General features: G+C 60.1%; 36 protein-coding genes. 12 read left to right on the forward strand and 24 right to left on the reverse strand.

Annotated elements, in window-relative coordinates; all coding sequences use genetic code 11:
• Nucleotides 1-10: 10 nt before the first annotated feature.
• The 16 genes from ABD903_RS21005 to ABD903_RS21080 all read right to left on the reverse strand — a co-directional run bounded on the left by ABD903_RS21005 (nucleotide 11) and on the right by ABD903_RS21080 (nucleotide 7,313).
• Nucleotides 11-535, reverse strand: a complete 525-nt coding sequence (locus ABD903_RS21005) for a hypothetical protein (RefSeq protein ID WP_345227479.1) — start codon at nucleotides 533-535, stop codon at nucleotides 11-13.
• 32 nt (nucleotides 536-567) lie between these two features.
• Entirely contained in the window at nucleotides 568-732 is a 165-nt protein-coding gene (locus ABD903_RS21010; RefSeq protein ID WP_345227480.1) for a hypothetical protein, read from the reverse strand.
• Nucleotides 733-851: 119 nt separating this feature from the next.
• Nucleotides 852-1,358, reverse strand: a complete 507-nt coding sequence (locus tag ABD903_RS21015) for a dUTP diphosphatase (protein WP_345227482.1) — start codon at nucleotides 1,356-1,358, stop codon at nucleotides 852-854.
• Nucleotides 1,359-1,360: 2 nt separating this feature from the next.
• Nucleotides 1,361-1,882, reverse strand: coding sequence for a hypothetical protein (locus tag ABD903_RS21020; protein WP_345227484.1), 522 nt, complete (start codon nucleotides 1,880-1,882; stop codon nucleotides 1,361-1,363).
• A 4-nt stretch (nucleotides 1,883-1,886) separates the two neighbouring features.
• The gene (locus ABD903_RS21025) at nucleotides 1,887-2,429 is read right to left on the reverse strand and encodes a phiTE_072 family protein (protein ID WP_345227485.1); all 543 of its coding nucleotides are present in this window, start codon (nucleotides 2,427-2,429) and stop codon (nucleotides 1,887-1,889) included.
• Nucleotides 2,430-2,440: 11 nt separating this feature from the next.
• Nucleotides 2,441-2,752: a hypothetical protein gene (locus ABD903_RS21030; protein WP_345227487.1), complete on the reverse strand. Its 312-nt coding sequence runs from the start codon at nucleotides 2,750-2,752 to the stop codon at nucleotides 2,441-2,443.
• 193 nt (nucleotides 2,753-2,945) lie between these two features.
• On the reverse strand, nucleotides 2,946-3,803 hold the full coding sequence (locus ABD903_RS21035) for an AAA family ATPase (RefSeq protein WP_345227489.1): 858 nt from the start codon (nucleotides 3,801-3,803) through the stop codon (nucleotides 2,946-2,948).
• Between the two features lie 2 nt (nucleotides 3,804-3,805).
• Nucleotides 3,806-4,144, reverse strand: a complete 339-nt coding sequence (locus tag ABD903_RS21040; RefSeq protein ID WP_345227490.1) for a hypothetical protein — start codon at nucleotides 4,142-4,144, stop codon at nucleotides 3,806-3,808.
• Nucleotides 4,145-4,146: 2 nt separating this feature from the next.
• Entirely contained in the window at nucleotides 4,147-4,368 is a 222-nt protein-coding gene (locus ABD903_RS21045; RefSeq protein WP_345227492.1) for a hypothetical protein, read from the reverse strand.
• 430 nt (nucleotides 4,369-4,798) lie between these two features.
• Nucleotides 4,799-5,032 (reverse strand): hypothetical protein, encoded by a 234-nt coding sequence (locus tag ABD903_RS21050; protein ID WP_345227494.1) that lies wholly within the window; start codon nucleotides 5,030-5,032, stop codon nucleotides 4,799-4,801.
• A 2-nt stretch (nucleotides 5,033-5,034) separates the two neighbouring features.
• Nucleotides 5,035-5,250: a hypothetical protein gene (locus ABD903_RS21055; protein WP_345227496.1), complete on the reverse strand. Its 216-nt coding sequence runs from the start codon at nucleotides 5,248-5,250 to the stop codon at nucleotides 5,035-5,037.
• Nucleotides 5,247-5,498 carry a hypothetical protein gene (locus ABD903_RS21060; protein ID WP_345227497.1) on the reverse strand — a complete coding sequence of 84 codons (252 nt, stop codon included), beginning with the start codon at nucleotides 5,496-5,498 and terminating at the stop codon, nucleotides 5,247-5,249. Before ABD903_RS21060 ends, ABD903_RS21055 begins: the two co-directional genes overlap by 4 nt.
• A gap of 64 nt (nucleotides 5,499-5,562) precedes the next feature.
• Entirely contained in the window at nucleotides 5,563-5,865 is a 303-nt protein-coding gene (locus ABD903_RS21065; protein ID WP_345227498.1) for a hypothetical protein, read from the reverse strand.
• A gap of 2 nt (nucleotides 5,866-5,867) precedes the next feature.
• Nucleotides 5,868-6,752 (reverse strand): DUF551 domain-containing protein, encoded by an 885-nt coding sequence (locus tag ABD903_RS21070; RefSeq protein WP_345227500.1) that lies wholly within the window; start codon nucleotides 6,750-6,752, stop codon nucleotides 5,868-5,870.
• 27 nt (nucleotides 6,753-6,779) lie between these two features.
• The gene (locus ABD903_RS21075; RefSeq protein WP_345227502.1) at nucleotides 6,780-7,034 is read right to left on the reverse strand and encodes a hypothetical protein; all 255 of its coding nucleotides are present in this window, start codon (nucleotides 7,032-7,034) and stop codon (nucleotides 6,780-6,782) included.
• A 42-nt stretch (nucleotides 7,035-7,076) separates the two neighbouring features.
• Nucleotides 7,077-7,313, reverse strand: coding sequence for a hypothetical protein (locus tag ABD903_RS21080; protein WP_345227504.1), 237 nt, complete (start codon nucleotides 7,311-7,313; stop codon nucleotides 7,077-7,079).
• A gap of 159 nt (nucleotides 7,314-7,472) precedes the next feature.
• Here ABD903_RS21080 and ABD903_RS21085 point away from each other — a divergent pair, with 159 nt between their 5' ends.
• The 4 genes from ABD903_RS21085 to ABD903_RS21100 all read left to right on the forward strand — a co-directional run bounded on the left by ABD903_RS21085 (nucleotide 7,473) and on the right by ABD903_RS21100 (nucleotide 11,346).
• A complete protein-coding gene (locus ABD903_RS21085; RefSeq protein WP_345227506.1) occupies nucleotides 7,473-8,228 on the forward strand; it encodes an XRE family transcriptional regulator in 756 nt (251 codons plus the stop codon).
• Nucleotides 8,229-8,240: 12 nt separating this feature from the next.
• Nucleotides 8,241-8,594: a hypothetical protein gene (locus ABD903_RS21090; RefSeq protein WP_345227508.1), complete on the forward strand. Its 354-nt coding sequence runs from the start codon at nucleotides 8,241-8,243 to the stop codon at nucleotides 8,592-8,594.
• Nucleotides 8,595-8,596: 2 nt separating this feature from the next.
• The gene (locus ABD903_RS21095; RefSeq protein WP_345227510.1) at nucleotides 8,597-9,883 is read left to right on the forward strand and encodes a tyrosine-type recombinase/integrase; all 1,287 of its coding nucleotides are present in this window, start codon (nucleotides 8,597-8,599) and stop codon (nucleotides 9,881-9,883) included.
• A gap of 107 nt (nucleotides 9,884-9,990) precedes the next feature.
• Nucleotides 9,991-11,346, forward strand: a complete 1,356-nt coding sequence (locus ABD903_RS21100; protein WP_345227511.1) for an APC family permease — start codon at nucleotides 9,991-9,993, stop codon at nucleotides 11,344-11,346.
• A 51-nt stretch (nucleotides 11,347-11,397) separates the two neighbouring features.
• Here ABD903_RS21100 and ABD903_RS21105 read toward each other — a convergent pair whose 3' ends face one another.
• The 7 genes from ABD903_RS21105 to rocD form a co-directional block, all read right to left on the reverse strand.
• On the reverse strand, nucleotides 11,398-12,549 hold the full coding sequence (locus ABD903_RS21105) for a transglutaminase domain-containing protein (protein WP_345227513.1): 1,152 nt from the start codon (nucleotides 12,547-12,549) through the stop codon (nucleotides 11,398-11,400).
• A 162-nt stretch (nucleotides 12,550-12,711) separates the two neighbouring features.
• Entirely contained in the window at nucleotides 12,712-13,704 is a 993-nt protein-coding gene (gene hemB, locus ABD903_RS21110) for a porphobilinogen synthase (RefSeq protein ID WP_345227515.1), read from the reverse strand.
• Between the two features lie 72 nt (nucleotides 13,705-13,776).
• Entirely contained in the window at nucleotides 13,777-14,370 is a 594-nt protein-coding gene (locus ABD903_RS21115) for a hypothetical protein (protein WP_345227517.1), read from the reverse strand.
• 20 nt (nucleotides 14,371-14,390) lie between these two features.
• On the reverse strand, nucleotides 14,391-14,942 hold the full coding sequence (locus tag ABD903_RS21120; protein WP_345227519.1) for a hypothetical protein: 552 nt from the start codon (nucleotides 14,940-14,942) through the stop codon (nucleotides 14,391-14,393).
• Between the two features lie 138 nt (nucleotides 14,943-15,080).
• Nucleotides 15,081-15,302 (reverse strand): hypothetical protein, encoded by a 222-nt coding sequence (locus ABD903_RS21125; protein WP_345227521.1) that lies wholly within the window; start codon nucleotides 15,300-15,302, stop codon nucleotides 15,081-15,083.
• A gap of 98 nt (nucleotides 15,303-15,400) precedes the next feature.
• Entirely contained in the window at nucleotides 15,401-15,970 is a 570-nt protein-coding gene (locus ABD903_RS21130; RefSeq protein ID WP_345227523.1) for an Hsp20/alpha crystallin family protein, read from the reverse strand.
• 448 nt (nucleotides 15,971-16,418) lie between these two features.
• Nucleotides 16,419-17,690, reverse strand: coding sequence for an ornithine--oxo-acid transaminase (rocD, locus tag ABD903_RS21135; protein WP_345227525.1), 1,272 nt, complete (start codon nucleotides 17,688-17,690; stop codon nucleotides 16,419-16,421).
• Between the two features lie 317 nt (nucleotides 17,691-18,007).
• On the opposite strand from rocD, the gene ABD903_RS21140 reads away from it, so the two are divergent.
• From ABD903_RS21140 to ABD903_RS21150, 3 genes are all read left to right on the forward strand, one after another.
• Complete coding sequence (locus ABD903_RS21140) at nucleotides 18,008-19,486, forward strand: DUF6056 family protein (protein ID WP_345227527.1); 1,479 nt, start codon at nucleotides 18,008-18,010, stop codon at nucleotides 19,484-19,486.
• Between the two features lie 76 nt (nucleotides 19,487-19,562).
• Nucleotides 19,563-19,943: a RidA family protein gene (locus tag ABD903_RS21145; protein WP_345227529.1), complete on the forward strand. Its 381-nt coding sequence runs from the start codon at nucleotides 19,563-19,565 to the stop codon at nucleotides 19,941-19,943.
• Between the two features lie 9 nt (nucleotides 19,944-19,952).
• Nucleotides 19,953-20,132 (forward strand): C1orf53 family protein, encoded by a 180-nt coding sequence (locus ABD903_RS21150; RefSeq protein ID WP_345227531.1) that lies wholly within the window; start codon nucleotides 19,953-19,955, stop codon nucleotides 20,130-20,132.
• Between the two features lie 128 nt (nucleotides 20,133-20,260).
• On the opposite strand, the gene ABD903_RS21155 is transcribed toward ABD903_RS21150, so the two are convergent.
• Entirely contained in the window at nucleotides 20,261-21,103 is an 843-nt protein-coding gene (locus ABD903_RS21155; RefSeq protein WP_345227533.1) for a class I SAM-dependent methyltransferase, read from the reverse strand.
• Between the two features lie 216 nt (nucleotides 21,104-21,319).
• Between ABD903_RS21155 and rpmB the strand changes: the two genes are divergently transcribed.
• The 5 genes from rpmB (at nucleotide 21,320) to ftsY (ending at nucleotide 25,209) form a co-directional block, all read left to right on the forward strand.
• The gene (gene rpmB / locus ABD903_RS21160) at nucleotides 21,320-21,559 is read left to right on the forward strand and encodes a 50S ribosomal protein L28 (protein ID WP_345227535.1); all 240 of its coding nucleotides are present in this window, start codon (nucleotides 21,320-21,322) and stop codon (nucleotides 21,557-21,559) included.
• 268 nt (nucleotides 21,560-21,827) lie between these two features.
• Nucleotides 21,828-23,432 carry an aminopeptidase P family protein gene (locus ABD903_RS21165; protein WP_345227537.1) on the forward strand — a complete coding sequence of 535 codons (1,605 nt, stop codon included), beginning with the start codon at nucleotides 21,828-21,830 and terminating at the stop codon, nucleotides 23,430-23,432.
• A gap of 135 nt (nucleotides 23,433-23,567) precedes the next feature.
• Entirely contained in the window at nucleotides 23,568-23,750 is a 183-nt protein-coding gene (gene rpmG / locus ABD903_RS21170; protein ID WP_044510387.1) for a 50S ribosomal protein L33, read from the forward strand.
• An 8-nt stretch (nucleotides 23,751-23,758) separates the two neighbouring features.
• Nucleotides 23,759-23,920: a DUF4295 domain-containing protein gene (locus ABD903_RS21175; RefSeq protein WP_345227540.1), complete on the forward strand. Its 162-nt coding sequence runs from the start codon at nucleotides 23,759-23,761 to the stop codon at nucleotides 23,918-23,920.
• A gap of 308 nt (nucleotides 23,921-24,228) precedes the next feature.
• Nucleotides 24,229-25,209 carry a signal recognition particle-docking protein FtsY gene (ftsY, locus tag ABD903_RS21180; protein WP_345227542.1) on the forward strand — a complete coding sequence of 327 codons (981 nt, stop codon included), beginning with the start codon at nucleotides 24,229-24,231 and terminating at the stop codon, nucleotides 25,207-25,209.
• The last annotated feature ends 25 nt before the right edge of the window (nucleotides 25,210-25,234 follow it).

Consider the following 25,234-nt stretch of genomic DNA (forward strand, 5'->3'; position numbering starts at 1 on the left):
TGGTGGCTTATTACTCGTTTTCTTCCTCGTATTGTGCAGCCCAAGCAAATATGTCTCCGACAGTCGAGCGGTGAATGTGCTGAGCAGATTTGCCTATTGCGTCGTGGGGGCGGTGGCGTTTAAAGACGATTCCGTCGTGGCGGTAATCGTAGGTGTAAATGCGGGCATCCATGTCCGCGTCTACTAAATACCAGAAATCGTTTTTAGGGTCTACCTTCTGGCCTACTAATACTTTCTCAAAAATAGGGTTGAAGGTGCAGCAATCGAGCACCCGAGAAATTGCCGTCTGATAGCGTGAAGCCTGTAAATAGGTAGCGGTGTTTACCACATCCTTTTTGCATTCTATGATTCGGACATGAATGCGTTCTTGATCGGGCTGGTAGCCGAAATGAACCAAGTCGGCAATGCCAAACGGCGCTAAATTTAACTGGCGGCACACCTTGTTCTCCATCGGCTCAATGTCAAAGCCACGGTCACGGCAGTGTTCAAGCTCCTTGTAGAGTATGTCTTCGAGGTTTCGTTCGAGGAAGCGCATGGCGATGTTTTGACAAGTTTGGAGCCGTGTAATTAGCCGATGTAGATAAAAACAACGCCGCTGATTTCCACGGTCGGCACTTGCTTTTGCTCGATGCGGCGGTATACCGTGCGCAGGTTCATTTTCTCCTTCTCGGCGTACGCCTGGGGCGTAAAGCACTTGAAGCGGTCAATCTTCAATGGCGGGGCTTGAGTCATGGTTTAGACAGGTTAAGGCGAAAGGAAAGACGGCTGTTACACCGTCTTTCTACGAGCAAGGTACGAAAGTTATTGACACTTATCGCACCCCTGCGCACAAATATTTTGTACGCGTGGAATTACTTCCCGGTAGAGCCAAACCCACCGGCTCCACGGGCGGTTTCGGGCAGTGATTCCACCTGTTCAAATGTTACCTCGGGCACGCGCTGGAAGCTGATTTGGCCCACCTTGTCACCTACCTCGTAAATGACCGGGGCGCCGACGTAAGCTGCGTGCAAGGGCCGGTCGGTGTTGATGGAGCCAGGGGTAATAAACACCCGGTTGGTGGGGCGGTAGCGAGCCTTCCATTCGCCTCGGTAGTCGGCGTCAATTGTTGCCACCGAGTTGGCCAGTGCCAGGTCGTACTTGCTGATGGAACTGCGCGGGTAGAATTTGGCTTCCCAGCCCACGGGTATTTCGGTGGCAAACCCCAAGCCATATTCGATGTAGCCGTCTTTTACTTCGCGGCTGACGGCCACCACGTCAAAGCAGGCGTCGGCGTGGTTGGCCTTGCTCGGCAGCACGGCCTTGGGGTGCAGGAGCTTGATTTTTACGTTGCAGTCGATGTGAACGATGCGGTTGCTCATGGTTACGCGGCTTGGTTGGCTTGGGTGTCGGTTTCGATGCGGTAGCCCTCGGCTTCGGCGAGGCGCAGCAGTTGCACGGCTTTCATGGGGTCGGGGCTGCTGAGCAGCGCGTCGAAGGCTTCCCAGCCGAGCGTGTCCATGCCGTCGAAGAAGTCGGCCCACGCCTGCTTGGCGTCGCGGCTGTCCGTGCTCTGGATGCCGGCGTGCTTAACCAGCAGGTCGAGCAGGAACTGCCGGTCGGCGTGGGTGCGCTCCAAAATCTGCTTGAGGCGCATTTTGATTTCCTGCTTGAAGTCGTAGACGAACGTGGGCAGGTTGGTGAGCAGCACGCCCTGCATGACGACGTGGTAGCACAGGGCTTTGGCCACGGCGGGCAGCTCGGCGGGCGAGCGGGGAGCCGCCACGCTCGGCTTGCTCAGTACTTCCACGGCCCGCAGGTAGCCGCGCTCGTAGGCTTGCTGCACCTGGCTCTTGTTGCGGGCGCTGGTGTTGTCGAGCAGGTCTTGGATGGGTTGGTGGTTCATGGTGTTAGGCTTCTACAGGTTGGCGCTCGTGTTTAAATTCGGCTAGTAATGCTGGCCAAGCCTCTTTCCAAAAGCGTTTAAAGCGAGGATCGGGTTCGTACAACATTTCCGGCACTCCACACACTTTGTACAGAAACGACTCCAAGTGGTCTGTACTAGCCAGCCGGCGTTCAAACTCGTCTCGCCCTGTCCCATCTAGTTCTTCTATCTCATCGAAAATGTCGCGGGCTTTGTCGGCGGTTAAGGTTTCGTCGCGGCGGTAACTCACCACTAATTCCTTGTAGAAACGTCTGGTGGAATCCACGTCAAGCCACTCTTTTACACCAAATTTCGAGGCGGCGTAGTCGTAGCTGATAGAGGCCAGGAAGGTCTTGAAGTCGCAACCGCAAGCGCCCCAGTAGTTCTGCCAACTGCCGTAGTCGGACGCTATCTGTATACGGCCGGTGTTGCCATTGGCATCAATTGTTACGTCTGCCCAATAGCCTCCTTCGGCGCGCAGCTTGTAGCACTCCACAGTGCTTTTTGTGATGGTAAATTGTTTATCCATTGTCGGAGCGCCTATGCGGCTTGGGGTTTTACGTGGTCGTGGGAGGTGGTGGAACGCAGCGGGTAGTGATCCTGCATGGTGTGGAGCCACACGTCGTAGTCGGGCTGGCGGGCGTCCCACTCGGCTTCGAGTTCCCGCAGGCGTTGGGGCCGCTCGTGGGCCGGGAGGTTGCACAGGGCCAGCACGTCGAGGAAGGGAGCCAGCCGCTTCTTGAGGCCGGTGCTGCCGCAGGGCTGGCAACTGTTGGTCGTGTCGAGGTCGGTGGCGTAGTAGCCCTCGCCGTTGCAGCGAGGGCACTTGTACGCGATGGGCGCGTAAATCATTTTACTTTCTTGGGTTTATAACCGGGTACACAGGGCGGTACTTCGGATACCTTGTGCTGCTTGGCGCAAGCGCGGCACACCGGCTGATTGGTTCGGACGTGCCATGTTGTTGTTGTCTTTTTACAAAAGAAACAACGCTCATAAACCCTAAGGTCAAGAAAGTCCTCCGCAGGTTCTTCGACTACTGGTATCATTACGCGGCAACGGCTTCGAGGCGGGCCTTGGCGTTGTCCTTGGCCTGCACGAACGAGGGGGCCGTGGCAAACTGCTGGTTGGCTTTCCAGATGGATTTTAGTGTGTCCATATCGGATGCGGCCTCCATTGCCTTCACGGCTTCGGCCAGCGGGTCGATGCCCGTGTCCGCCCACGCCTTCAATTTCTGGCCCGTTTCCACGCCGATAACAAACTCCGGCTGGCCCATGAACAGGCGCGTGCGGTCTTTGCTGGCCTTGGCCAAGTGGTGTTCGTTGGTGATTTCCAGGTTCACCGTCAGTTCGTACTCGAAGCCGTCGCGGGCAATTTCTTTCGTACCGGCTTTGGTCACCGTCGTTTTGCCCCGGTCGTTGGTGCCGAGTTCGTAGGCTTGTTTGCGGCGCTGGGTGGTGATAACGTGCGCCGAGCTGCGCAGGATGGCATCGACAAACGCTTGGTGGCGGGGCGACACCTCGCTCCACGCTTGGAAGGAATTGCCCCGGTATTTCTGCTTGGCCAGCTCGTCGGATATTTCCAAGCAGCCGCCCGACCCTTCCCATTCGTGGGAAATGGAGTCGATGACAATTACTTCCATGCCGGCCTGCTCGCAGGCGCGGATGGCCTCGACGTAGCGTTCGGGCGTAAAGGGCGCGGCCAGTTGCAGGGCGTTGAACTCGCCGAGGTCGGAATACAATTCGGCGCTGCCGCTTTCCGAGTCGATGACGGCAATTTTGGCCCAGTCGCCCGTGATGCCGTAAGCAATCAGGAGGGCGCCGTAGGTTTTGCCGAAGCCGGACGCGGCGGATACGCCGATGCGGAGGCGGGCTTGTTTGCGGGAGGCTTTGCGGAGTTGCAGCATGGTTACGCTAGATTGTTGAGTTGTTCGGTTGAGAGGTCGCGCAGGCCACGGTTGTGACACTCCTTGCGCATGGTCCAATATATTTCGGGGAACTGCGGGCCGTCTTCGAGAAATTCATTCATGGCCGCGTCAAATGCATCACACGCACCGTCACCGCTGGGGGAGTACCCCATGAAATTCAAGGCAAAGTCGCGGTTATGCTCAGCCTCGGCGGCTCGTTCCAGCATTAAGATGGTATTGACCAGATGCCGGTCGCCCATATCCTTCACCGCAATCTTTCCTCCGTCCTTCATGGTCCACAACACCGTATTGTCGATGCGGAATTGAAATTCATCCGGCATGGTTACTTCGTAGTGGTGATGCGTGGGGAGTCCTTTTCGTGGTTGGTGAAGGCGCGCTGGGTGCTGGCGCAGGCGGTGAGCAGCAGCACGGCCAGCAGGGGCCAGCGGCGGGCGATGTAGGCGAGTTGGCTCAGCAGGTGCTGCACGTCCCGCTCGCCGACAATCAGAAAGGCAACGAGGACGAGCGGCAGGCTGAGGACTTTAAGAACGGTGGAGCGTTTCATGTCAGGAGCAGTAGAAACAGAGAAGGAGAAAGTCGTAGCGGTGGAACCGACGGCCGCACTTGGCGCAGGCGGGGTGGGGCTTCATGGCTTTATTGCGCTGGGTAAATCATAGACAATCAGCCAATCATTTTCGGTAGCCCACGCTCCGTTGTTGGGGTATGCGTGTCCGCGCTTCTGGCATAGGTCATGTACTGTCGCCAACAGGGAGCTTTCGGCGCCTGGCTCTAATTGAAAGCCTTTCAAGTCAGCGCCTACCATTTGGAGTGTTAGGTTGATAAACTCCGACCCGCCTAGTTGAAAGCGAAAAGCTTCAACGTCTTCAAAGGTGGTGTTCATGGCGCTTTTCGTTTCAACTGTTGGAGAACTAAGGGTAGCAAGTCGCGCAGGCGGCAGCAGCATCCCATGCGCGGTACTTTGTGGCGGTTTCGCATCAGAAGGCAGGCTCGTCCTGTGGTTTGCGCACGGCGTCCTTTGCCAGCACGGCCGTCCAGGCGTCGAGCGCGGCTTGCGCGGTGTGGCCTTCGGCGCTGTGGATGTTGTGGCTGTCGGTGATGAGGTAGACGGCGCCCTTCGCGCTGCGGTGGAGCGTTACCACCGGGTCGTGAACCCACTTGTAGCGGGCGGCTTCCTTGGCGGCGAGGAAGTACAGTTCTTCGTCGTACATGGCTAGGCGGCTTGGGCAGGACGGGTAACCGGCGCCAGCGCCTTCCACGCGGCCCGCTGCTTTTCGTGCAGCTCATTAATCAGGACCAGGGCGTTGGCGCGTTGCTGGTCGGAAAGCGGGGCGACGCCCGAGCAGAACAGGTGTATGAACATTTGCTCGGCCCCGGCCAGCCGGTAACCGGCCGCGTCGTAGTCGTAGAGTTGCTGGTTGGCGGTCATGGCGTGGGTTGGGGTTGAAGGGCGGTACAGGCGTTGTAGACGGCCAGTTCGGCGAAGCGCAGGGCTTGCGGGGCGTGGGCGTGGGCCTCGGTTTGGCGGGCGCAGGCTTGGCCTTCGAGGCGGAAGCGCACCGAGTACAGGCCGTTCTCGATGATGGGTTGCAGGGTGAGGAACACGAGGGCCGGAAACAAAGACCGGAGGGCGTGGGCGTTGCGGCAGAAGGCGGTGGCCGCCTCGGGGTAGCTCATGCGGTGGAGCAGGGCTGAGGGTAGAGGTTGGACAGTGGCAAGCGGGTAAGCGGGTACGCGGCGGCTACGAGGCCAGCTTCATGCGCTGGGTGGTCACGTAGGGGAGCAGGTGTTTGCTCTGGTTGTAGAGGCTCAGGGAACGGCGGGAGTAGAGCGGCGTGCGGCCTTCCTTCTTGAATCTAAGCAGTGTATTGGGGCGCTTGCGCTCGGCTTCCAGCCCGTCGCGGCTGATGCCGGTGATTTTCATGGCCGTTTTGGTCGGCACGTATTCATCCAGCAGGGCCACCAGTTCGTCGATGGTGGTTTTGAACTCGGCGAGCTGCTGTTTGAGTTCGTTGTGTTCTTCGCGGGAAGGGAAGTCGTACATGGCTAGGCGGGGGAAGTGGTGGGGGTGGATACCGGGGCGGGCGCTTTTGGTAGCGGCATCCAGTGTGTTATTCCTTCGGGTAATCCATCCTCAGAATCCACTATGAATCGGGCTGAAATCCACTCGTTTTGCTCTATGTCATCATCCCATCCAGCGGGAGAGAAGTCAGCAATGAAAATGACCGCACCGGCCTCAAAGCGTCGGCACACTAGGCAGGCTTGCTCTTTGTCTGGCAAACCTTCTCCGATCTTCACCCACTGCTGCGTGTCCCCTACTACTGGGGTGGCCGCACGAAGACCCAGATTGTAAGCGGATGTGATGGCGGCGTATTCCAAGCTGTACACATCACCCCAATCTTCGCTATCGAAGTGCCAACTGGCTTGTTTGAGCTTTATAATCACCTCATCCACCACCTTTGCCAACTCAATTTTGGCGCCTCCCCCTCCTATAGAGGGAGCGCCGGGCTGCGTGTCCCCTACTACTGGGGTGGCCGGCAATTCAAGACCAGCGAGGAAACGAGAGCAGTCTTCGGGGTGGCGATTAAGCAGACTGGAAACAGAAAGTCCATTGGCTTCTGCAATCGAAATGAACAACTCCCTAGCTGTTGCGCCTCCCCCTCCTATAGAGGGAGCGGGCCGGCCGATTTGGGCTTCTAAGGTTTTGATGTGGGCAATGGCAGCCTGTACCCAAGCTGGATTAGCAGCGGCAATGAAATCGGCATTGGCAACGTGTGGAATACCGGGGCCGATGTTTGCCAATGCTATATGCAGCGAGTCATCAGCCGTGTTAATTGCTTCTCTAAAGCGAGGGGATACACAAGCCCACGGCCCCGGCGTAGCAGCTTCTGCCAGCGCCTGCATGGTATCCAGGTTCAGGTTATCGTTCATGACTGTTGTTCGTGAAGGGAGAGGATGCTAGGCGGCCTCGGCTTTGGCCGGGGCGGGCGCGAGTTGGCCGGCCGCGAGCAGCACCGGGCGGGTCTTGTCGGTGGCGACCAGCTCGCCCTTGGTGTTTTTGCGCATCACCGGCCGCTCGCACCACCAAAACTCGCCGTCGTAGCCGCGCTCCGGCGCTTCGATGGTGACCCGCTCGCCCTTGAGGGCGCCGCGTACGATGATGGCCTCTTGCTTGGGGGCCGGAAAGAATGGGATTTGCGGTTCGGAGGCCATGCAGCGTAAACGGTAAAGTTCAGAAAAAAGTCAGTAGGCGAGTTAGGCTTTGGTCAGTGTTTCTGACAGGCTTTGCAGGGATTTGTCGGCTTGCTCTTGGTACTGGCGGCGCATCTTGAGGAACGTCGCGGTGGCCATTGAGACTTTGACCGCGTAGGACGCGCCGATTTTTTTGCCGTTGAAAAACCGCGAAACCGTGGGCCGGGACACGTCGGCGAGGGTTGCGATTTGCTTGATGTCGCCGAACTCAAGCGTTCTTAAAATTTCCTGTGGTGTCATAGCAAGGTTTGGTTTATTTCGTGGGTCAGTGGCTGGTCGGAGCTTTTCAGCACGCGGCCGGGGTTGTGCTGACCTTCTGAACAAATATACGTCAGAACTTTTCAGAACGACAAGAAATATGTCAGAAAAATTTACCGAACTCGTGTTTTTCCCCGCCAAGTGACACCAAACACTGAAAAATTTCTGAAAATGGGTCAGCGCATTCGCCAACGACGCAAGGAATTGGGCCTGACGGGCGAGGACGTGGTAACCCGCATGGAGGCGCTGCGCCGGGCCGCCACCGAGGCGCACCCCTACTTCGGGGCCAACGGCCTCAAGCGGGCGGGCCTCTCCATGCTCGAAGCCGGCAAAAACGGCACGACCACCCACAACCTGCACCTGATCGCCGCCGCCCTCCACACGACGGCCGATTACTTGCTCGGCATCGACGCGCCGCCGCCCCACGTACCCGTGGACAGCAACGCCTTCGTCGTGCGCGACTTCGACGTGGCCTACCGCAAGTTCGTGCCCGTGCGGGCGCGGGCCACCTTTGCCGAAACCTTCGACGACCAACGGCACGAAGAACTTCCCGAATTTCCCGTGGTCTTATTCAACGGCGAAACCATCCCCGAGCACGCCTTGGTGGTGGAGGTCAACGGCGACTCGATGGAGCCGACGCTTCGCACGGGCTGGAAAGTCCTGATCGAACCCATCAACCAAGCCGACTGGCTCTACGCCCGCCCCGGCATTTTGGCCGTGCTCTACCGCGCCCACTTCGTCATCAAGCGCGTGCGCCGCAACACGCTGCGCGAGACGAAAACGCTGCTGCTCGAATCCGACAACCCCGACGGCGGCAGCGAAACCGTGCTCGGCGACGACTTGCGGATGCTCTGGCGCGTGCGCCGCGTGGTGGACGCGCCGATTGACCTGCACTAACTCCTATACTATATGGTGTTGCTATTCGCGTGGTGGCTGGCCCTCGCTGCGGCCCAAGCCCCCAACCCGTACTGCCGGGGCTGCACGGAGCCGCAGGTGCAGCAGCGCGTGCTTGCCCGGCCGGGCTGGGTGCGCCTCGACCGCTACGCCCTACCAGCAGGCGGCATCGAGGTCTGCTACGCCCCCGCCGACACGGCCTACGTCGTGCGCTACCTGCTGCGCGAAAACGCCGTGCGCGAAGTCTCCTACGTGCTGGCCGTGGACGACCCGGCCGGCGCCCGCCTGCTGGCCCAGCCCGTGCCCGCCGCCCGCTGGTCGCGCGCCGTGGCGGGGGCGCTGGCCGTCTACACCCTCCGCTTCGACTAGCCGTGGCCAAAGCCTCCTTCAAGTACGTGCTCCACCACCGCGAGCGGCAGGACGGCACCCGGCAGGTGCGGCTGCGCATCACGCGCCAGGGCGTGCGCTTTTGGGACACGGGCGTGCGCGTGCGCGAGAAAGAGTGGAACGCCAAGGCCCAGCCCCACAAGGCCGACTGGATCAAATCGGCCAACCGCGACTACGAAACCCTGAACGACTTCCTCGACGGCGTGTACCGCCGCGCCGCCGAGCTGGCCCGGCAGCACCCGCACCTGCTGGCCGAGGGCTTGCAAGACCGGATTGCCGAACAGGACCACGCCGCCGCGCAGGCGCCGGCCGAGGCCGCCCCGCCCGACACCGATTTTGTGGCCTACGCCCAGGCGTACGTGGCCGAGCGCAGCCTGCGCGACAACCCCAACACCGTTCTGTTTTACCGCGACGCCGTGCGCGACCTCGTGGCGTGGCGGGCCGGGCGGCCGTGGCCCTTCGCCCAACTCACGGAGGACAGCATCTTCGAGTTCCACGACTGGCTGCTGCACAAGCCGGTCTACCCCGGCACGGCCCGCGACCGAATCACCAAGCTCTCGACCATCGCGGCGAAGGCCGTCAAGCGCGGGCTGCTCGACTACGCGAAAAACCCGTTCCGCGACCTCGACTTGCCCAAGGTGGCCAACAAAAAGCCGGTCACCCGGCCCTCGCTCGACCAGTTGCAGCGCCTCATCGACCTCGACCTCTCGGGCGTGCTGCCGCGCTTCCGCCAGCGCCTCGAAGACCGGCGCCGGGCGTGGCTGTTCCAGCACTACATACGCGGCGTGCGGGCCGGCGACGTGCTGCTCTTGCGCGAGCGGGACGTGCGCGCGGACCGGCTGGTGTTTCGGGAGCTGAAAACGGGCAAGATCAAGTCGGCCCGGCGCACGCCGGCCATCGACGCCATTCTGGCCCACTACCCGCCGACGGGCAACCCGCTGGCCTTCGTGTTCCCCTTCCTCGACCACGAGCGGGCCTACGCCGCCGAGTTCCCGACCCTGGCCCAGCAGCAACAGCGGGCCTACGCGCTGCGGCTGCAAATCCAGTACCTGAACGGGGGCTTGAAGTGGCTCTGCCGGCTGGCGGGCGTGCCGCCGTTCACCTCCCACGCGGCCCGGCACTTGTTCGTGGACCGGCTCGTGGCGGCCAAGGTCAGCACCCGCGAAATTTCGGGGCTGCTCAACCACTCGGCCGAGTCGGTCACGCGCCGCTACATGCAAAGCATGGGCTACGACGAACTGGACGAGGCGGCGGCCAAAGCCTTCGGGTAAAAACATGTTCCAGCCCGCGCCGTGGAACAAGATGGAACAAGATGCCGCTCCTTTCGGGGGTAAATCGAGGCCGCTAACCTTTTCTTACGCGTTCTGACAGTGGTCTAATGGGGTTAAAAAGGGACCTGGGGCCGGTGTCGGCGGTGGCCCTCAACATGATTGACATGGTGGGTATCGGTCCCTTCGTGGTGCTGCCGCTGGTCATGCAGTTCCTGGGGCCATACTTCCTGTGGGCCTGGATTGCAGGCGCGGTACTCTCGGTTATCGACGGGCTGATATGGGCCGAGCTGGGCGCCGCGCACCCCGAAGCCGGCGGCTCGTACCGGTTTCTTCGGCTGGCCTACGGCGAGCATAAATGGGGCCGACTGCTGTCGTTTCTGTACGTGTGGCAAACCTTGGTGCAGGCGCCGCTGGTGCTGGCTTCGGGCGCCATTGGGTTTGCGCAATACTTTAGCTACCTGGTGCCGCTGGAGGCGTGGTGGCAGCCCAAGCTGGTGAGCGGCACGGTGGTGGTACTGCTGGTGGTGTTGCTGTACCGGCGCATCGGCAGCGTGGGGCGGCTGGGCGTTACGCTGTGGGTGGGTGTGCTGGTGCTGCTGCTGGGGCTCATCGGCTGCGGGTTCTGGTTCGGCAACCTGCCGGTGCCGCTACTGCCCGCGGCGGGTGCGGCGCCCAACTGGGCCGGCCTGCTGCTGCCGGCGGCGCTGGGTCAGGCCACGGTAAAAACCGTGTACAGCTACCTGGGTTACTACAACGTGTGCCACCTGGGCGCCGAAATCCGGAAGCCCGAGAAGGTCATTCCGCAGGCCATTTTTCTGAGCATTCTGGGCATTGCGGCGCTGTACCTGCTGCTGAACATTGGCGTGGCGCGGGTGTTGCCCTGGGAGGTAGCCAGCCGGTCGGAGTTTATCGTGAGCACCTTTGTGGAGCACTTGTTTGGCCCCCGGGCGGCGCAACTAGCTACTGGTTTGGTGCTGTGGGTGGCGTTTGCTTCGCTGTTTGCGGTGCTGCTGGGCTACTCGCGCATTCCGTACGCCGCTGCGGCCGACGGCGAGTTTCTGCCCGCCTTTGCCAAACTGCACCCCACCAAGCACTTTCCCTACGTGTCGTTGCTGGTGCTGGGCGGCGCGGGCTTCGTTTTTAGCTTGCTCTTTAAGCTCAGCGAGGTCATCAGTGCCATTCTGGCCATGCGCATTCTGGTGCAGTTTGTGGGGCAGGCCGTGGGGCTGGTGCTGTTACGCCGCCGAAACGGCACGGCACACCTGCCGTTCAAAATGCCGCTCTACCCGCTGCCGGTGGTGCTGGCGGTGGCCATTTGGCTCTGGATTTTGTGGAGCACCGGCCTCAGCTTCATGCTTTCGGGCCTGGCCATGATTGCCGTGGGCGTGGTGGTTTTTCTGCTCTGGAACCGGCAACGGGGGCGCTGGCCGTTTGAAAAAGCAATCAGCCCGCCGACGCGGTAATACCAAACTACTGGCTTGTCGTTCCCGGCAAGAACGTAGTCTGCAGTACCCTTAACGCGTCATCTCGTTTGGGCCGCTGCGGGTGGTAAACAGCACCGGCCGTTGGGCCATGGGCGTAGCTAGGTACCGTTTCAAAAACGCCTGGCTTTTGCGCAAGCGCGCTTCCCCACTGCTGACCGATTCCGCTAACTGCCGCACCGTGGCCTGCCGTGCCTCGTCGGTAAACTGCACGGTGGTTAGTATCGCGCGGGCCTGCTGCAAGTCAGCCGCAATGGGTGGCAACAGTTGCTGCAGCTGCGCATCGGTTTTGCGGGGCTGAAATTGGTGGTTATAGTAGTCGAAGAAAGCGTTCAGCTGCGTAACGGCCCGGTCGGTCCGCTGCTGGGCGCGGTTGTAGCTATCCAACATCCGGTTGTGGCTTTCGGCCACGTAGTTGTATTCGAGCCGCTCCGTGGCCGACAGGTAAAGCTCCGGCAGGCGGTGGTGCATCCTCTGCTGCTGCACCCGGCGGCGTGTGGCCCGCAGCTGCCCTTCCGGACTCAGGCGTTCGTAAGCGGCCAACGAATCGGCAAAGGCAAAGGTCCTTGCAGGGGTGACTGGCACTTTCTGCTTCTCAAAATCGGGTAGGGAGTAAGGAGCTTCCAATAGCTGCCAAAGCGGGTCGAAGGGAAAGCGCGTGCGCACAAAATCGGCCGGCGGCGACTGGAAGGGGGTAGTGCCCAGCGGCGGTACCGAGGCGAATTTTCCCAACTGGGCCGCGTCGTGGGTTGGGTCCATGAGGTACCACTGGCTGCCCAGTCGGGTTACGCACCAACTGTGGTGTAGGGGCGAAAGTCGCCCGTTGGCCAGCCGCGTGAAGCCGTGCACCACATGGGTCTTCAGCCCAAGGGCATTGGCCAGCGCCGCGTACAGTTCCGCAAACTCCTGACTCATGCCGCTGCGCTGGCTGAGGGCCCGCTGAACCACTTCGGCCGGGTCGGCATCAAACTCCACCGAAAACTCGCTGGGAACCGCATAACGAATGTGGCGGGCCACCCAGGCAAAGGCCGCCCCGCTCCGCTCCTCGTCAGATGTAAACGAGGCGCGGATGTAACGTACCAATCCGCCCACCGACCGGGCCGACGAATCGGGCGCCAACTGCATGCGGGCGTCAAGGGCTGGGTAGGAAACCGGCGCCGTTTGCGCCGTGGCGGGATTAGACATCAGCACCAGGCTAAAGAGGCTGGGTAGGAGTAAGCGAGTTAACACGAGGACGGTAAACAGTTAATGCCAGACGGGATACTGTAATCAGGCAATAAAAATAGGCACGAACCGCCGTTTTCGGGCTAGCTCGTGCCTATCTGTTTGCTGATGATTTTCCTCTGCTTACCCGCGGCGCAGCACTGCGGCGGCTTCCTTGGCGAAGTACGTCAGGATGGCGTCGGCGCCGGCGCGCTTAATGCTCAGCAGCACTTCCAGCATGGTTCGTTCACCGTCGAGCCAGCCGTTTTGGGCGGCGGCTTTCACCATGGCGTACTCGCCCGATACGTTGTAGGCCGTTACGGGCAGGTTGGTGTGGGTTTTCACGTCGTGAATCACGTCGAGGTAGCTTAGGGCGGGCTTCACCATCACCATGTCGGCGCCTTCCTGCTCGTCGAGGGCCAACTCGCGCAGGGCCTCGCGGCGGTTAGCGGGGTTCATCTGGTAGCTTTTCTTGTCGCCGCGTTTCGGGGCCGAATCCAGCGCGTCGCGGAAGGGGCCGTAAAAGGCGGAGGCGTACTTGGCCGTGTAGCTCATGATGCTCACGTGGCTGAAGGCATTGCGGTCGAGCACGTCGCGAATCCAGGCTACGCGGCCGTCCATCATGTCACTTGGCCCGATGATGTCGGCGCCGGCGCGGGCCTGGGCCAGAGCCATTTGGCCGAGAATTTCCAGGGTAGCGTCGTTCAAAATCTCGCCCGATTCGGGGTCCACGATACCGTCATGCCCGTCGGAAGAGTAGGGGTCCATGGCCACGTCGGTCATCAGCACCACGTCGGGGAACTGGCGCTTGATGTCGGCCACCGTTTTCAGGTACAGCCCCTTGGGGTTGGTGCTTTCGGTGGCGAGGCGGTCCTTCAGCTTGTCGTTGATGCTGGGGAAAGGGGCAAAGGCCTTCACGCCCAACTCCACGCATTGCCCGATTTCGTCGATCAGGCGGTCGGCCGACATGCGGTTAATGCCGGGCATGGACGTTACCGGCACCAGCTGATTCTGGCCCTCGATGAGGAAAAGCGGGTAAATGAAGTCGTGCGCGGCGAGGTGCGTTTCCTGCACCATCTGGCGAATAACGTCGGACTTGCGGTTGCGGCGGGGGCGGTGGGTGGGGAGTATAGCCATGAGGAGCGTTGGTGGACCGGGCAAAACAGCCGGGGCAAAGATAAAGTTACGGCGGCTGGCTACTGCGGTGGGCTAGGGCCTGGGCGTTCGTTTGGGAAAGAAAAACTGCCTGAAGATGAACGGCTCGTCGCTGCCGAACTCACCCAGGAATCCGCCAATTAACCCAAGGAAAAGCGCCCCCAAGATCAGCAATACGCCCAGGCTGATACCCAGCCAGCCGCCTAGTAGCGTTATAAAAAGAATACCGCCAACCCCCAAAGTCAGGGCCAGGGCCACAAAAAGCTTGTAAGCGTCGCGCACCGAAAAAACGGGCTTGCTAGTGGTTTGGGAAGGGCGAGGAGCAGCACGAACGGCTGGTGCAGAGGTGGGGTCCGTTACGGGCAGCCGCTGGGGCGTTGCCGGGCGTCGTCGGGTGCGCGAGGTGTCGGGCCGGGCAGTAGTAGCTGCAACCGCCATGGAACCCACCGGGCGTCGGGGGCTGCCCGGCATCTGAGCAGGATATGGTGCCGCGGCCGAAGCCATCCAAGCCGTAGTAGCCGCTGAATCGGGAAAAGAAGCCGGCGGGTAAATAGGCCGGAACGCAAAAGCCGCTTGTTGGCTGCGGCACCCGGCTAGGCCGCAAACCAGTATCAGCAGCCCAAGGCAGCGGTGCGTTTGGTTACGCATGTGGAGGAGGAGTAAAAACCTCACATGTTAAAAAACTCCTGAAATACTTCCGTCCAGGCATCGGGTCCGCCAATGCCCAGCACCAGGAAATAGTACCCAAAAACCACCACTACTGCGCCTAAACCCAACCCCAGCCAGCCACCCACTGCCAGCCCGGCCACTATTCCGCCCGCTATCAGCAGCGCACCAATTACCAGGTGCAGCGTGTCGCGCTTGGTAGCGGCTTGCACGTGGCGGGCCGTATTGTGGTGCCGTTTGAACAGCCGGGGCACAACCGTGTTTGGGTGTGAAGCTTGCGGCGGTCGGGTGGCTGGTAAGGCCCTCGAACGGGGCGGCTGGAAACGGCTTCCGGCGAAATGTCTTGCTCCCAAACGCGCGGCCGAAACCGGAATCGGCTCCGGCAGAATATCAGCCGGGACCGGTGCCACCGGCTGCGCCTCCACCGCTGCAACGGCGGGTGAGGGGGAGTGAAAGCGGAAAGCAGCTTGCTGGCTGCGGCAGCCCGTGAGTTGCAGCCCAAACAGCAGCAGGAAACCAGCGCACAGCCGGAACGCGCGTACACAATCGGTCATCGGCAAAAAAACAGAATATGAAGCTGCCGGAGGGAATGGACGGCAGTTCGCGCTACTACGCACGGGCCGCAAAGCAGTTCGCCGCGCCCGCCCCCAAGGGGCCGACGCGGCGAGCAAATAAATCCTGGAAAGCCGTTGCTAGGGCCGACGCCCCGAAACCCGCTTGGCTGATGTAGCTTCTGCTTCACTGGCCGACACCGTAACGGCCGTGGGCTCGGGGCTTTGCGAGTCGTGCATAAGCACCACCAGCGTCTCCGCTTCGGCAGTAGCTTGCGGACCTTTAAAAGCGGTTTTGCTGCTTTGGCAGCCGGTTAAAGACAGAGCCAGCAGGCCCAAAGCACAAGCAAAACGAGTTAGCATATCGGAAAACAAGCGGGAATGAAGTAAAACTACCGGCGGCTTGGTGCCCAAACCCGGCTACTGTCCCAAAGCGTTCCACCAGTTGCTAAAATCCTCTTTTAGGTATTCGAAGCGTTGCTGCCACCTGCGCCCGATCTACCGTCGCCTTCCATTTGCACCGGAACGTCGGTGGCCTGCTGGCCCACGCGCTCCGACATCTGGCCGCTGTTGCTGCCTTGTTGCTGGCTGCCGCGGATTTGAATCTGGTGACGCATGGTCTTCTGCTCGTCTTTGGGCACCGTTACGCGCAGCACGCCATCCTCAAACGAGGCTTCGATGCGGCTGGGGTCCACGGTATCGGGCAGTTGAAAGGAACGCTGAAACGAGCCGTAGGAGCTTTCCACTACGTGGTAGTTCCGGTTGTTTCGCTCGTTGTCAAACTTCCGCTCCCCCGAAATGGTGAGGCGGCCCTGGTGGAAATCCACCTTAACGTTGTCGCGCTTGATGCCGGGTAGGGCGGCTTCAATCTCGTAGCTCTTCTCGGTTTCGTAAGCATCTACGTGCGGCGAGAAGCTGTTCACCCGCCCGCGCGACGCCAACGAATCGTTGAAGAACCGGTCGAGCATGGTGCTGAAGCTCGACGACGGCATCATGTCGGAAAACGAGTCCTGAAACTTCTGAATGGCCATGGCAGTCAAGAGTTTAAAGGAGTGAAACAAAAAAGAAAGCAGCGCAAAACCGTCGGGTATCCTTCTGCCAAAGCCCTCTGGCGTGGCGCACCGGAAAGCTTTCGACCGGAAACCCGGAAACGGGAAAAAGATAGGTAGGCGGCATACCCGTAGGCGGCCCGCAACAAGTGAGGAAAGGGGCGGACCTGGGGGCTGCCGCGCGGCGCAAACCCTGCGCCCAAGGGTTCAACTGCAAGACGGAGCGTGTCATCACCGAACCGTTATTACCTGATCTGAACCAGCAGTTAAACATACTGAAATAGCCCTTTATAGGTTGCAGACGAGCTTTTTGTAAATCAGGCAACAGCTAGAGGTGCTCATGGAAAAGCCAGGCGGTAGCAAGCCGCCCATAAAAAAGCGGGCTTCCCCGCGAAGGAAAGCCCGCCTCAAAAGCCCGGTAAGAGGGCGGCTAGAACTCCATAATCGTCTGCTCAATCACGTCGCAGGCTTCGTGCAGCTGCTCCTCGGTAATGACCAGCGGCGGCGCGAAACGGATGATGTCGCCGTGGGTGGGTTTGGCCAGCACGCCGCGCTCCATGAGCGTTACGCACACGTCCCAAGCGGTGCGGCCGTCGGCGGCGGGTTTAATAACCACCGCATTCAGCAGGCCTTTGCCGCGCACCAGCTCCACCACTTCGGGGCGGCGGACTTGCAGGCGGCGCATCCGTTCGCGGAATACCTCGCCTAGGGCGCGGGCGTTTTCGGTCAGTTTTTCTTCGATGAGCACATCCAGCGCCGCCACCATTACGGCGCAGGCCAGCGGGTTGCCCCCGAACGTGGAACCATGCTGCCCCGGCTTAATGGTAAGCATGATTTCGTTGCGGGCCAGCACCGCCGACACCGGCATGGCGCCGCCGCTCAGGGCCTTGCCCAACACCAGAATATCGGCGTGCACGCCGTCGTAGCAAGAGGCCAGCAGCTCGCCGGTGCGGCCCAGACCGGTCTGAATTTCGTCGGCAATGAACAGCACGTTGTGCTTTTTGCAGATGGCGTGGGCGTGGGCCAGGTAGCCATCCTGCGGCACCATTACGCCGGCTTCGCCCTGAATGGGCTCCACCATAAAGGCGCACACGTGCGGGTCCTGCACGGCGGCTTCCAGCGCGGCCAAATCGTCGTAGGGCACCACCTGGTAGCCGGGGTTGTAGGGGCCGAAGCCGCTGGTAGAATCGGGGTCGGTGCTGAAGGAAATGATGCCGGTGGTGCGGCCGTGAAAGTTGTGCTCGGCTACCAGAATGCGGGCCTGATTCGGGGCAATGCCTTTCTGCTCGTACCCCCACTTGCGGGCCAACTTCAGGGCGGTTTCTACGGCTTCGGCACCCGAGTTCATCAGCAGGGCTTTGTCGTAGTTGAACAGGTCGCAGAGGTACTTTTCGGCCCGGCCGAGCTGGTCGTTAAAAAAGGCGCGCGAGGTGAGCGTGAGGCGCTGGGCCTGCTCCACCATGGCCCCCACAATACGCGGGTGGCAGTGGCCTTGGTTTACGGCCGAGTAGGCCGAGAGGAAGTCGTAGTAATGCTTGCCCTCCACGTCCCAGAGGTGCACGCCTTCGCCGCGGCTGAGCACCACCGGCAGCGGGTGGTAGTTGTGGGCGCCGTACTGGTCCTCGAGCTGCATGAGCTCCTGGCTGCTGTGCTGGCGGGTAGCGGTGGCCGGTTCGTGGGCGGGAGGGGTGCTGACGGACATAAGGCGGGGAAAGTTAGAAGCGGTAAAACAAGCGCGAAGTAGCCAAAAGTACGGGAAATGGCCTGAGTGGGTGGCGCCCGTTCGGTACCGCAACCATAACAAAGAACAACGGTGAAGGTGTACTCCTCTCAGGGCTGCCCCGACAAACGGCCACCCAAGGTGGCGCACGTTTCACCCGATTGCCTCGCGCTACGCAGCGAATCTTACGAGCCCAACGGCATGGCGGGGCTCAGGACCAAGGCGAAGAAGGAGAAATAAGCCCCCGCAGTACTGAGGCCAACGACTAGCTTTGCCTCCGGTTCCTGTCTTGCTGCTTCATGCGTTTTGCCCTGATTCATTCGCGTTTTATTCGCAGTGGTGTTCCGGCGTTAGTCGGCCTGATGGGCATCTTGTGCCTGCTGCCGTTTGTGGCCCTGTGCTGGTACGCGCACCCTTCCGCCGACGATTTTCTGACGGCCAACGAAGTGCGCAAATACGGTCATTGGGGCTACATCCCGTTCATGTACCTGAACTGGACGGGCCGCTACACCTCGACGGTGCTGTGGGGCCTGCTGAATCCGGTTTCCTACGGCAACACCACCGAAGGCTACGGCCTGGTATGCCTGCTGCTGATTTTAGCTTTGCCGGTAGTGCTTTACGTACTGTTGCAAGCCCTGCTGCCGGGCCAATTTCGCCGGTTTACCCTGTGGGTGAGCAGCGGCGTACTCACCGCGCTTTTTCTGGTGCAGATGCCCAGCCCCGCCGAGGGGTTTTACTGGATTACCAGCACTTACAATTACCTGCTGCCTGCCCTCCTGACCTTGCTGGCGCTGGCGGCTCTGGCCCGCCGGGCCGCTGCGGCTACACCCGCGGCACGGCGCCGCTGGCTGGTAGCAGCGGGCGTGCTGGCGGTGCTGGCCATTGGTGGCAACGAAACCAACGCCTTGGTGCTGGCCCTGGGAGTGGGTGGCTTTACCGCGCTGCGCAGCCTGCAGCGGCGGCGCATTGAGTGGGAGTACGTGGGGCTGAGTGCGGCCATAGCCCTGGCCTGTGCCGCCGCTTTTCTGGCGCCCGGCAACTTCGCGCGTTTGGATCAATCGGCCCACGCCAGCTCCGTGCTGGAAGCCGCCGACAAGGCCGCGTTGTCGGCGTACCGGGGCCTGGTGAACTGGCTGGGCAACGGAGTAGTGCTGGCGCTAACCGTGCTGCTGCTGCCGGTGGGTTTTCGGCTGCGCAACCTGCCAAACCTGCCGCTGAACCAGTTGGCTCAAAACCCGCTGTTCATCACCCTACTCATTCCAGTCTCGTTGATTCTGGTGCAGTTTCTGGCATGGTGGGCCACCAACCAACCCATGCCGGCCCGGTCGCGCAACGTGCTGTACCTGTTTTTTCTGATTGGCTGGTTTCTGAATGCCTACGCCTGGGCCCGTTACTTCTGGCGCAACTCTACCCGCGGTACACTGCGGCTGCCGGGCTACGCGCAAGCCGCCCTCATAGGCTGGATTGTGGTGGTTTTTGCCCTGGGCCATACCCGCAAAATGCGTGGACGCGAGCCGCACGACAACCTGAACAACGTACTCGTGGCCTACCAGGACTGGCTGAACGGTGCCGCCGCCCGCTACGATGCCCAGCTAACGGCCCGCTACCAGGTGCTAAAGGCCAAAGGCTGGTCTTCGGAGCACGTGGTGGTGGAACCACTGCAGGACCCGCCGCGCACCCTGCTTTTTGGCGACATCACGCCCGACGTTAACGACTGGTCTAACCTGGCTTACGCCGAGTTTTTCGGGCAAAAAAGCATTCGGGTCCCGGCAAATTAGCCTGCCACGGGGCGGTGGTTGCCACCAGCACTTTTTCCCGCCGGTGCTTGCCGGCCCCGCCTTACCTTTGTTGCCTATGGAATTCCTTCATCACAACGAAGCTCCCAAGGCCGTGGGGCCTTACTCGCAGGCCATTGTGGCCGGTGGCTTGGTATTTTGCTCGGGCCAAACCCCACTCGTGCCGGCTTCCATGCAAATCGAAGCCACCACCATCGAAGACCAAACCCGGCAGGCGCTGGCCAATCTCGCTACCGTTCTGTCATCGGCGGGCCTGGGCCTGAGCGACATCGTAAAAACCACCGTGTTCCTGAAAAACTTCGCCGATTTCCAGCGCATGAACGGGGTGTACGCCGAGGTTTTCGGCACTCACCGCCCGGCCCGTTCCACCGTGGAAGTGTCGCGCCTGCCGCTCGATGCCTTGGTCGAGATTGAATGCATTGCCGCCTTGCGCGGTTAGTAGCCGCGTATGCCCGCTACCCCCCAGCCCCTGCAGCCCGGCGACTATTATTTTACGCCCGAGGGCTATATGGTTTTCACCGAGCAGTACCACCTGCGCCGCGGCACCTGCTGCGGCAGCGGCTGCCGGCATTGCCCCTGGAACAAAAAACGCACCGTCAGCCCGCCCAGCGGCCCAACGGTGCGTTAAGTAGTCGTTCAAAAGTAAACGGGTTTTCAGTTGCTCGTTGTCAGTTAGTAGTTGTCAGACCGATTCTTAAGCGGACCTGACAACGGACAACGCATAACCGGCAACTTACTTCCCTGGCTTAAAAGTGCTTACTCAGCAATGCGCAGCCAGTACGAGCCGCCGTGCTGCTCCACGCCCGGGAGCTGCTGCCACAGCGGGGCCAGTACTTGGCGCAGCTGCGGGTCTTCGCTAATGAAGTAGTTCGGCAGCAGCGTTTCGTATTTCTTGGGGTTAGCCAGCACAAAGGCGGCCAGCATATACTGCTCGGAGTAAAACCGGTCGCACATGAACTGCGGGTAATCGTAGGGCAGGTAAATGTCGTGGATGTGCACAATCACCCCTTTGCGCAGCAGGGGCAGCACTTCCAGGAAAAACACCGTGGCGTCAGAGTTCGGCAGCACGCGGTGCGAGTTGTCGATGAACAGGATGTCGTTTTCGCCCAGGTCCTTCAAAAACGAGAAGTCCGAGTTTTCGAACGGCTGCCGCATTACGCGGTTGGCCAGCTGATCAATTTCGGCCCTTGGGTAAGGGTCAATGGACGTAATCTGGGTCGGCAGCTTCTGGTCCTGAATGGCTTTGTAGGCCACCTTGGTCGAGTTGCCCGAGCCCACTTCCACATACTGCTTGGGCTTGAAATGAGCCAACATGCCGTAAATGCCCACTATGTCGAGGCCCGGCAGAAAGTTATTGTTCCAGGCTGGCTGGTTGGGGTCGGTTTCGTTTTTCGCGTCCCGAATTTTGCCAAATACGTCCTGGTACTGCAGAAACGCCGTCAGCAGTTCTTGGTACGTCGCCCGGTTGGCATCGATGATGCGGTACAGCCCCTCGTGGGGCGGTTTCCCATGCCCGTAACGCGGCTGAAACGCCACTTTATAGTCGAGAAACAGGTTCTGGAAGCGCGGCGAAACAAACCGGTAAACGTCCTTGAGCATAAAAAAGAGAGGGGCGGAATAGACAAGCGGGCCCCGGTTCCCGACTTGCGGTGGATAAACAAAGGTAGCAACCCGCCCTGTAATTAAATTATGCGTCTCAGCTACGGCCTGTTGGATAACCGCTTGTTTTTAAAGCGGGTGGTTTGGTGGTATTAAAAATTTGCCGATATTTGCGGCCCTGTTTCCAGCATTGTCACTTCAAGTACATACATAGCCATGGCCCGAGTTTGTGATCTGACCGGCAAGCGCACCCGCGTTGGTAACAACGTGTCGCACGCCAACAACAAGACCAAGCGCAAGTTCTTCCCGAACCTGCAGAAGAAGCGCTTCTACATCCCCGAAGAGGATGCTTGGGTAACCCTGAAAGTGGCCACGTCCACGATCCGCACCATCAACAAGAACGGCATCATGTCCGTGTTGAAGAAAGCCAAGCAGCAAGGCTTCATCGTGTACTAAGTACGTTTGGCATCCGTGCCATCCGAAAAGGCCCGCTTCGATTTCAGAAGCGGGCCTTTTTGCGTGGGTGGCCTGGCAACGGGCCGGCTCACTGGCTGAGGTTTTGCCGCTCTTTATGCAAAACTCTTACTTTCTTGCCGCAACCCTCGCGCCGCTTCCTCTATCTTTTGAGTACTTCCGCACCCCTGAATTACTTGCCGGGCGGCGGGCTTTTCGCGTTTTACTTATGAATCTACGTCGATGTGCCGCGCTTCTGCGGACTACCGCAATGCTGGTCTGCGGAGTGCTGGCGGCTGAACCCGGCCAGGCCCAGCGCCAGGCCGGTCCGGGCCGCCCCACCGATTTCATGGACCCGGGTTTTCACCGCGGCCGCCGCGAAGCCCTGCGCCAGCAAATGCCGGCCGGCTCTGTAGCCGTGCTGTTTGCAGCCCCGGTGCGCAACCGCGCCAACGACGTAGATTTTCTCTACCACCAGAGTCCCGACTTCTACTACCTCACCGGTTACGAGGAGCCGCACGCTGCCTTGGTGTTGTTCAAAGAAGCCCAAACGCTGGGCGGGCAAAAGGGCGTAACCGAAGCCCTGTTTGTGCAGCCGCGCGACCCCAAAGCCGAGCAGTGGAACGGCCGCCGCCTCGGCGCCGACGGTGCGAAACAACAGCTCAAGCTGCAGTACGTAGTCGAAAACAAGGAATTCGCTACTGCGCCCATTGCGTGGAATACCTTCACGCAGGTGCTGTTTACCGAGCTGCCCACCGACGTGCGCGACGACCCTCGCGACCCCGCCGACCTCTTCGATCTGGTAGCTACGTTTCGCCAAAAAACCGCTATTCCGGCCAACTTTAGTCCGGCGGTGGCAGAGGCGCACAAGCTCATTCAGCGCTACGGGGTGGAGGGCGCCACCAACCTGCGGCCCTACCTAACCACCATGGCCAGCACGCAGCCTGTGGTAGCTTCCGACGGCTACGTGCAAGCTTATCTGAAGGCAGATACCGACGACGCCCGCAAAAAAGTAATGGCGGCGCGCCCTGCTTCGCGCCACGATGCCGGGACGCTTGGCGAAGCGTTGGACCAGTTGCGGGAAGTAAAAACGCCCGAGGAAATTAAGCTAATGCGCAAGGCTATCCGCATCAGCACCCAAGGGCAGGAGGAAGTTATGAAAGCCCTGCGGCCCGATATGAGTGAAAACGAGGTGCAGGGCCTGCACGAGTACGTGTACCGCCGCTACGGGGCCGAGTTTGAGGGCTACCCCAGCATTGTGGGCGCCGGCAACAACGCCTGCGTGTTGCACTACGAAACCAACGACAAGCCCCGCATCGGCAACGATCTGATATTGATGGACTGCGGCGCCGAATACCACGGTTATTCCGCCGACGTAACGCGCACCGCACCGCCTTCGGGCAAGTTCTCGCCCGAGCAAAAACAGATTTACGAACTGGTGCTAGCCGCCCAGGAGGCTGCCTTTGCTGCCTGCAAGCCCGGCAATGAGTTTCAGGCCCCCGACAAGGCCGCCCGCAAAGTGGTGGAAGACGGCCTGCTGAAGCTAGGCTTAGTAAAAACGCCCGAAGAAGCCCGCCGCTACTTTCCCCACGGCACTTCCCACTACCTCGGCCTGGATGTACATGACCGTGGCACTTACGGCCCGCTCAAGGCTGGCAACGTAATTACCGTGGAGCCCGGCATCTATATTCCCGAAGGCAGCCCCTGCGACAAAAAGTGGTGGAACATTGGCGTCCGTATCGAAGACGACCTCCTCATTACCCAAACCGGCTGGGAAAACCTCTCGAAAGACGCCCCCCGCACCGTGGCAGAGGTAGAAGCCATGATGGCCAAGCCCAGCGCAATAGATAATTTTAAGCTCCCCGAAATCAAGTAGCGCCATAAAAAGCGGCTGCGTTTGGCCTTCAGCAACGGAAACTTCTGATTACTATCATTCAGGAGTTTGCCAAATCCAAAAAGGTCTGTACCTTTGCAGTCCTGAAATCGAAACCCACGCCCTGTCACTACCACGATGGCCAAGAAAGGAAACCGGGTGCAGGTGATTCTGGAATGCACCGAGCATAAAAACTCGGGTCAGCCGGGCACCTCGCGCTACATCACCACGAAGAACCGCAAGAACACGCCCGAACGCATTGAACTGAAGAAATTCAACTCGGTGCTGAAGAAGATGACCGTTCACAAGGAAATCAAGTAAGCTAAACCATGGCTAAGAAAGTAGTAGCTACCCTGAAAACTCCGGGTGGCAAAGACTGGGCGAAAGTGATTCGCGCCGTCCGCTCGCCCAAAACCGGTTCCTACACCTTCAAGGAGGAAATGGTACCCGTTGACAAGGTGCAAGAGTTTATCGCCACCGGCGTTAAGTAAGCTCTTTGCGGGTGCTCCGAATCGAAACGTTGGTTCTGCCGAGGTTCGATTCGCTTACAGCTTGGTCTGTAGCTTGCCCGTTCCGTTAGTGAAGAAGTCCCGCCAAACCGTGGGACTTTTTTGCGTTGTAGCGCCTCGCCCATCAACTTACCCGGGCTACGCCGAACTACATCCGGCGCACTTCGTTAGCTTCGCTGACTTTTCGATTATCTCACACAAGCCAAGAGCCTGGTGCAAGCCTGCTTCTGCCTCGTGTTACCCCTTAAGAACCCGGCCGCACTTGCATGCCGGGGTTGAAGCCCGACTGCATGGGACTGTTTGATTTCTTCAAGAAAGACAAGGAAGCCCCCGAACAGCGCGAGTCGCTGGACAAAGGCTTGGAAAAAAGCAAAACCAGCTTTTTCGACCAGCTCAGCAAGGCCGTAGTAGGCAAGAGCACCGTCGACGAGTCGGTGCTTGATGAGCTGGAAACCCTGCTCGTGCACGCCGACGTGGGCATCGATACCACCGTAAAGGTGATTGACCGCATCGAGAAGCGTGTGGCTCGCGACAAGTACGTGAGCACCTCGGAACTCGACCGTATTCTGCGCGAGGAAATAACCGAACTGCTGCAACGCCCTGATTCCGGCTCGACGGCCGTATTGGAACGCCCTGACCGCGGCGCAACCGGTACGCCTTTCGTGATTATGGTGGTAGGCGTGAACGGCGTGGGCAAAACCACTACCATCGGCAAGCTGGCGCACCGCTTCCATTCGGCCGGTAAAAAGGTGGTGCTGGGCGCCGCCGATACCTTCCGGGCCGCGGCTGTGGACCAGCTCATTATTTGGGGACAGCGCGTGGGAGTGCCGGTTATTTCGCACGGCATGAATACCGACCCCGCATCGGTAGCATATGACGCCGTGCAGAAAGGCGTGGAAATGCAGGCCGACGTGGTAATTATCGACACGGCCGGCCGCCTGCACAACAAGGTGAACCTGATGAACGAGCTGAGCAAGATTAAGCGCGTGATGCAAAAGGTAATTCCAGATGCGCCGCACGAAGTATTGCTGGTGCTTGACGGCAGCACAGGCCAGAACGCTTTCCTGCAGGCGAAGGAATTCACGAAGGCCACCGAGGTATCGGCGCTGGCCATTACCAAGCTCGACGGCACAGCCAAAGGCGGCGTAGTTATTGGCATTTCTGATCAGCTGAACGTGCCGGTGCGCTACATCGGCGTGGGCGAGAAAATGACCGATTTGCAGCTGTTTGACCGCCGTACGTTTGTGGATTCGCTGTTTTCTAAAAAGTAAGCTCGAAATAAGACCATTCCGAACG

Source organism: Hymenobacter koreensis, assembly GCF_039541855.1.
In the GTDB taxonomy this organism is placed as follows: Bacteria; Bacteroidota; Bacteroidia; order Cytophagales; family Hymenobacteraceae; genus Solirubrum; species Solirubrum koreensis.

Bases quoted from the DNA above. Each gene is read 5' to 3' on its own strand.
- ABD903_RS21005 (WP_345227479.1), bottom strand. From the start codon at position 535: ATGCGCTTCCTCGAACGAAACCTCGAAGACATACTCTACAAGGAGCTT.
- ABD903_RS21010 (WP_345227480.1), bottom strand. From the start codon at position 732: ATGACTCAAGCCCCGCCATTGAAGATTGACCGCTTCAAGTGCTTTACG.
- ABD903_RS21015 (WP_345227482.1), bottom strand. From the start codon at position 1,358: ATGAGCAACCGCATCGTTCACATCGACTGCAACGTAAAAATCAAGCTC.
- ABD903_RS21020 (WP_345227484.1), bottom strand. From the start codon at position 1,882: ATGAACCACCAACCCATCCAAGACCTGCTCGACAACACCAGCGCCCGC.
- ABD903_RS21025 (WP_345227485.1), bottom strand. From the start codon at position 2,429: ATGGATAAACAATTTACCATCACAAAAAGCACTGTGGAGTGCTACAAG.
- ABD903_RS21030 (WP_345227487.1), bottom strand. From the start codon at position 2,752: ATGATTTACGCGCCCATCGCGTACAAGTGCCCTCGCTGCAACGGCGAG.
- ABD903_RS21035 (WP_345227489.1), bottom strand. From the start codon at position 3,803: ATGCTGCAACTCCGCAAAGCCTCCCGCAAACAAGCCCGCCTCCGCATC.
- ABD903_RS21040 (WP_345227490.1), bottom strand. From the start codon at position 4,144: ATGCCGGATGAATTTCAATTCCGCATCGACAATACGGTGTTGTGGACC.
- ABD903_RS21045 (WP_345227492.1), bottom strand. From the start codon at position 4,368: ATGAAACGCTCCACCGTTCTTAAAGTCCTCAGCCTGCCGCTCGTCCTC.
- ABD903_RS21050 (WP_345227494.1), bottom strand. From the start codon at position 5,032: ATGTACGACGAAGAACTGTACTTCCTCGCCGCCAAGGAAGCCGCCCGC.
- ABD903_RS21055 (WP_345227496.1), bottom strand. From the start codon at position 5,250: ATGACCGCCAACCAGCAACTCTACGACTACGACGCGGCCGGTTACCGG.
- ABD903_RS21060 (WP_345227497.1), bottom strand. From the start codon at position 5,498: ATGAGCTACCCCGAGGCGGCCACCGCCTTCTGCCGCAACGCCCACGCC.
- ABD903_RS21065 (WP_345227498.1), bottom strand. From the start codon at position 5,865: ATGTACGACTTCCCTTCCCGCGAAGAACACAACGAACTCAAACAGCAG.
- ABD903_RS21070 (WP_345227500.1), bottom strand. From the start codon at position 6,752: ATGAACGATAACCTGAACCTGGATACCATGCAGGCGCTGGCAGAAGCT.
- ABD903_RS21075 (WP_345227502.1), bottom strand. From the start codon at position 7,034: ATGGCCTCCGAACCGCAAATCCCATTCTTTCCGGCCCCCAAGCAAGAG.
- ABD903_RS21080 (WP_345227504.1), bottom strand. From the start codon at position 7,313: ATGACACCACAGGAAATTTTAAGAACGCTTGAGTTCGGCGACATCAAG.
- ABD903_RS21090 (WP_345227508.1), top strand. From the start codon at position 8,241: ATGGTGTTGCTATTCGCGTGGTGGCTGGCCCTCGCTGCGGCCCAAGCC.
- ABD903_RS21100 (WP_345227511.1), top strand. From the start codon at position 9,991: ATGGGGTTAAAAAGGGACCTGGGGCCGGTGTCGGCGGTGGCCCTCAAC.
- ABD903_RS21105 (WP_345227513.1), bottom strand. From the start codon at position 12,549: ATGTCTAATCCCGCCACGGCGCAAACGGCGCCGGTTTCCTACCCAGCC.
- hemB (WP_345227515.1), bottom strand. From the start codon at position 13,704: ATGGCTATACTCCCCACCCACCGCCCCCGCCGCAACCGCAAGTCCGAC.
- ABD903_RS21115 (WP_345227517.1), bottom strand. From the start codon at position 14,370: ATGCGTAACCAAACGCACCGCTGCCTTGGGCTGCTGATACTGGTTTGC.
- ABD903_RS21120 (WP_345227519.1), bottom strand. From the start codon at position 14,942: ATGACCGATTGTGTACGCGCGTTCCGGCTGTGCGCTGGTTTCCTGCTG.
- ABD903_RS21125 (WP_345227521.1), bottom strand. From the start codon at position 15,302: ATGCTAACTCGTTTTGCTTGTGCTTTGGGCCTGCTGGCTCTGTCTTTA.
- ABD903_RS21130 (WP_345227523.1), bottom strand. From the start codon at position 15,970: ATGGCCATTCAGAAGTTTCAGGACTCGTTTTCCGACATGATGCCGTCG.
- rocD (WP_345227525.1), bottom strand. From the start codon at position 17,690: ATGTCCGTCAGCACCCCTCCCGCCCACGAACCGGCCACCGCTACCCGC.
- ABD903_RS21140 (WP_345227527.1), top strand. From the start codon at position 18,008: ATGCGTTTTGCCCTGATTCATTCGCGTTTTATTCGCAGTGGTGTTCCG.
- ABD903_RS21145 (WP_345227529.1), top strand. From the start codon at position 19,563: ATGGAATTCCTTCATCACAACGAAGCTCCCAAGGCCGTGGGGCCTTAC.
- ABD903_RS21150 (WP_345227531.1), top strand. From the start codon at position 19,953: ATGCCCGCTACCCCCCAGCCCCTGCAGCCCGGCGACTATTATTTTACG.
- ABD903_RS21155 (WP_345227533.1), bottom strand. From the start codon at position 21,103: ATGCTCAAGGACGTTTACCGGTTTGTTTCGCCGCGCTTCCAGAACCTG.
- rpmB (WP_345227535.1), top strand. From the start codon at position 21,320: ATGGCCCGAGTTTGTGATCTGACCGGCAAGCGCACCCGCGTTGGTAAC.
- ABD903_RS21165 (WP_345227537.1), top strand. From the start codon at position 21,828: ATGCTGGTCTGCGGAGTGCTGGCGGCTGAACCCGGCCAGGCCCAGCGC.
- rpmG (WP_044510387.1), top strand. From the start codon at position 23,568: ATGGCCAAGAAAGGAAACCGGGTGCAGGTGATTCTGGAATGCACCGAG.
- ABD903_RS21175 (WP_345227540.1), top strand. From the start codon at position 23,759: ATGGCTAAGAAAGTAGTAGCTACCCTGAAAACTCCGGGTGGCAAAGAC.
- ftsY (WP_345227542.1), top strand. From the start codon at position 24,229: ATGGGACTGTTTGATTTCTTCAAGAAAGACAAGGAAGCCCCCGAACAG.